Source organism: Myxococcota bacterium (genome assembly GCA_035498015.1).
GTDB lineage: Bacteria > Myxococcota_A > UBA9160 > SZUA-336 > SZUA-336 > VGRW01.
On the sequence record DATKAO010000185.1, the window covers coordinates 1 to 4,149 of the forward strand.

5 protein-coding genes are annotated in these 4,149 nt (G+C 69.8%); 4 read left to right on the forward strand and 1 reads right to left on the reverse strand.

Features of this window, described 5'->3' with window-relative positions:
• Positions 1-765, reverse strand: a 765-nt coding sequence (locus tag VMR86_16420; GenBank protein HTO08635.1) for a HAMP domain-containing protein, incomplete at its 3' end; no start/stop codon positions are given.
• Positions 766-827: 62 nt separating this feature from the next.
• Here VMR86_16420 and VMR86_16425 point away from each other — a divergent pair.
• The 4 genes from VMR86_16425 to VMR86_16440 form a co-directional block, all read left to right on the forward strand.
• A complete protein-coding gene (locus VMR86_16425; GenBank protein ID HTO08636.1) occupies positions 828-1,508 on the forward strand; it encodes an HAD-IA family hydrolase in 681 nt (226 codons plus the stop codon).
• 71 nt (positions 1,509-1,579) lie between these two features.
• The gene (locus VMR86_16430; protein HTO08637.1) at positions 1,580-2,827 is read left to right on the forward strand and encodes an LLM class flavin-dependent oxidoreductase; all 1,248 of its coding nucleotides are present in this window, start codon (positions 1,580-1,582) and stop codon (positions 2,825-2,827) included.
• On the forward strand, positions 2,824-3,642 hold the full coding sequence (locus VMR86_16435) for an alpha/beta hydrolase (protein HTO08638.1): 819 nt from the start codon (positions 2,824-2,826) through the stop codon (positions 3,640-3,642). The genes VMR86_16430 and VMR86_16435 overlap by 4 nt, the downstream gene beginning before the upstream one ends.
• Positions 3,643-3,649: 7 nt before the next feature.
• The coding region (locus VMR86_16440; protein HTO08639.1) for an MmgE/PrpD family protein at positions 3,650-4,149 on the forward strand (500 nt) is incomplete at its 3' end.

Consider the following 4,149-nt stretch of genomic DNA (forward strand, 5'->3'; position numbering starts at 1 on the left):
GATCGCCTCGGGTGAGTCGATCACCTCCTGGAGCACGTGGTCCGAGACGTAGCGGCGGAAGGCCGTCTCGATGCGGCGCTTCTCGCCCAGGCTCTGACTCATCTCGTTGAAGGCGCGGGTCAGCACGCCGATCTCGTCGCGTGAGCTGGGCTCGACGCGCGCCGACAGGTCGCCTGCGGCCAGCGCGTTCACGGCCAGGCGCAGCCGCTGCAGTGGACGACTGACCATGCCCGAGACCACGAAGGCGATCAAAAGGCCCACGGCGAGCAGCACGCCCGAGGCGTAGAGCACGTCGCGGCGCGCGCTCTGGCGCACGTTGCGAGTCACCGCCGCCACGTCGAGCACGACCTGCGCCTCGCCGATGTCGACGTCGCGGTAGCTCATGCGCGAGGCGACCACCAGCACGCCGTTCTTGGATTCGGTCTCGAGGTCGGTGCCGAGCGCCATGCGCGGCATGCGCTCGGGATCGCCCTTCTGCGAGGACGCCACCACCCGCCCGTCCTTGTCGAGCAGGCGCACGGCGCTCACCTCGGCCTCTTTCGCCAGGCTCTCGAGCAGCTGCGACAGCATGAGGTCGTCCTGCAGCAGCATGGGCTCGCGGGCGTTGCGCGCGAGCTGCTGGGCGAGCACGACGGCGCGCTTTCCCGCCTCGTCGGCCAGCGCGCGGGCGCTGCGGTCGAGCACGACCAGCGACACAGTGCCGATCGCGCCGACGAGTAACAGGCTGGACAGGAGCGCCAGCTTGAGGCGCAGCGGGAAAATCACGGGCTCGAACGTACCACCGGCGCTCTCGCGCAGAAAGCCCGAGCGATTTAGTCTAGGAGGCCATGGCTCTTGCGGAGACGAGTCGCGTCGTCGTGTTCGACTTCGACGGAACGCTCGCGGACACGTGGCGCGATCTGCAGACCGCGCTCAACCGCACGCTGGCCGACACCGGTCTGCCGCCCGTCGAGGGCCCGCAGGTGCGGGCCTGGATCGGCGACGGGGCGCTGAAGCTCCTGGCCAACGCGCTGCCCGAGAACGAGCGTGCGCCGGAGAGACTCGAGGGTCACTACGAGCGCTTCCGCACTCACTACGACCGCTGCTGTCTCGACACCACCGAGCTCTACCCCGGCATCTCGCAATGTCTCGAGTCGCTCTCGCACGACCGGCTGGCCGTGCTCTCCAACAAGCCGGCGCGCTTCCTCGACCGGATCATCGACGGGCTCGGCATCAAAGGCGTGTTCGGCGCGGTGCTGGGCGGCGACACGCTGCCGGTGCGCAAGCCGGACCCGGCGCTGATCACCGGAGTCATCGAGCGGCTGGGCGTGCGCCGGCCCTGCGAGATCTGGATGATCGGCGACAGCGCGGTCGACGTGGAGACGGGCCGCGCCGCCGGCGCGCGCACGATCGGCTGCGGCTGGGGCCTGCGCGGGCGCGAAGAGCTGCGCGCCGCCGGCGTCGAATTCTTGCTGGAGAGCCCCAGCGAGATCGCAGACACCATCCGCCGCGGCCGGCCCCTCCGCTGACTTGATTTGGGCCGCCGGACGCGGTCCACTAACGGGCAGCGCGACCTGCGCACCCGAACGGGAGGGACGCCATGAAGTTCACGTGGTTCCACCTGATGCCGTACCGCTGGCTGCCGGCGGACTTCCGCCAGCGCTACCACAGCGTCTGGGTCGACCTGCCCAACGGCATCTACGATCCGGAGAAGGGTCACGACCTCTACAACGAGTATCTCGACATGCTCGAGTACGCCGAGCAGTGCGGCTTCGACGCCATCGCCGTGAACGAGCACCACCAGAACGCGTACGGGATGATGCCGTCGCCGAACATCATGGCGGCCACCCTCGCGCGCCGCACCTCGAAGGCCATGCTGCTCGTGCTGGGCAACTCGATCGTCTGTTACAACCCGCCCACCCGCATCGCGGAGGAGTTCGCGATGCTCGACGTGATCTCGGGCGGGCGGCTGATCGCGGGCTTCCCGGTCGGCACGTCGATGGACATCAACTACTGCTCGGGCCAGAACCCGGCGACCGTGCGCGACAAGTACCGCGAGGGCCACGACCTGATCATGAAGGCCTGGCGCACGCGCGAGCCGTTCGCGTTCAGCGGCAAGTACACCAAGCTGCGTTACGTGAACCTGTGGCCGCGGCCCGTGCAGCAGCCCAACCCGCCGGTGTGGATCCCGGGCCTGGGCTCGATCGAGACCTGGGATTTCTGCGCGCAGCACGACTACAACTACAGCTATCTCTCGTTCTCGGGTTACAAGCGCGCGCGCAACATGATGAACGGCTACTGGGAGCGGCGCGCGGCGCTGGGCGCCGACGACAACCCGCATTCGGCAGCGTTCTTCCAGCAGGTCTGCATCAGCGAGACCGACGCGCAGTGCGAGAAGGAGTGGTGGCCGCACGTCGACTACTTCTTCAACAAGTGTCTGCACCTTTATCCGGGAACGTCCGAGGCGCCGGGCTACCGCACCGAGGCGTCGCTGCGCGCCGGCATCGTGAGTCAGTTCGGGAACACCACGCAGAACATGGGCATCGACAAGAGCTGGAAGCAGCTCGTGAACGAGGGCTACATCCTGGCGGGCTCGCCGGAGACGGTGAGACAGCAGGTCGAGGAGCTGGCGAAGACGCTGCGCGTGGGTCACGTGCTGCTCGGCTGTCACATCGGCTCCGCGCCGGCCGAGCTCGTGAACCGCTCGACCCGGCTGGCCGGCGAGCAGATCCTGCCCAAGCTGAAGCACATCTACTCCGACTACGAGGACCGCTGGTGGCCCAAGGCCCTGCCGGCGGCGCGGCGCGCCAAGGCCGGCGCCAGCATGCCGGCGGGAGCCGCGCGATGACCGAGCCCAGGTCGCGCATGGTCGAGCTGGGCCCGGGTCGCCCGACGCTCGAGGTGCAGGAGGCCGGCTCGGGGCCGCCCCTGTTCTTCTTGCACGGCGCCGGCGGCGTCGGCTGGGACGGGGGTTTGGCGCTCCTGGCCAAACACTTCCACGTGTATGCGCCCGCGCTGCCGGGCTTCGGCAAGTCGCCCTCCGAGGGGCTGGAGAAGATCGAGGACGCGCTCGAGCTGTGGCAGCTGGGCTTCGACCTCGTGGAGAAGCTCGGCCTCGACAAGCCGCTCCTGGTCGGTGAGTCGTTCGGCGGCTGGATCGCGGCCGAGATGGCGGCGCTGCGGCCCAAAGAGGTGGGCAAGCTCGTGCTCATGGCGCCGGTCGGCGTGTGGCGCGACGAGTCACCCGTGGTCGACATCTTCGGACTCACGATCGGGGAGCTCCTGCCGTTCCTGTTCTACGACCTGAACAGCGCGCCGGCCCGGAACATGGCGGCACTCACTTCGCTCATGAGCGACAAGGACGACCGCACGCAGGCGCAGATCGACGCTCTGATCGCGATCTTCCTGGGCTTCCGCACGGCCGCGAAGTTCCTGTTCCCGGTGCCCGACACCGGGCTCGAGCGCAGGCTCTGGCGCATCCGCGTGCCTACGCTCGTCTTGTGGGGCGCGCAGGACAAGCTGATCGCGGCGTCGTACGCGGAGATCTTCGCCAAGCACGTGAAGAACTCGCAGGTCGTGCTGGTGGAGCGCTGCGGTCACTTGCCGCTCGCCGAGCAGGCGGAGACGACCGCGAAAGAGATCGCGCGCTTCGCGGGGGTTTGAGGGGCGCTTGAGCGAGACCGCGCGGCTGGCCGATTTCGCTCTGGCGCTCCGGCTCGAGGACGTCCCGGCGCCCGTGCGCGCGACCGCGCGCGACGCGATCCTCGACTCACTCGGCTGCGCGATCGCGGGCCGGCGCGAGCCGGCCACGCGCCGCGTGCGCGAGTTCGCGCTCGCCCAGCAGGGCGCCGGCGTGGCCACGCTCTGGGGCACCGGCGAGCGCGTCCCGGCCGAGCTCGCGGCGCTCGTGAACGGCACGGCCGCGCACGCGCTCGACTTCGACGATGTGAGCTGGGCGCTGAACGGCCACCCGACCGTGCCGCTCTTGCCGGCGGTGTTCGCGGCGGCGGAGAAGACCGGCGCGTCCGGCGCCGACTTCCTGCGCGCCTACGTGGCGGGCTTCGAGGTCGAGGCGCGGCTCGGCCAGGCGCTCGGGCGCGGTCACTACGAGAAGGGCTGGCACGCGACTGCGACGCTGGGCGTGTTCGGCGCGGCGGCGGCGGCCGGGAT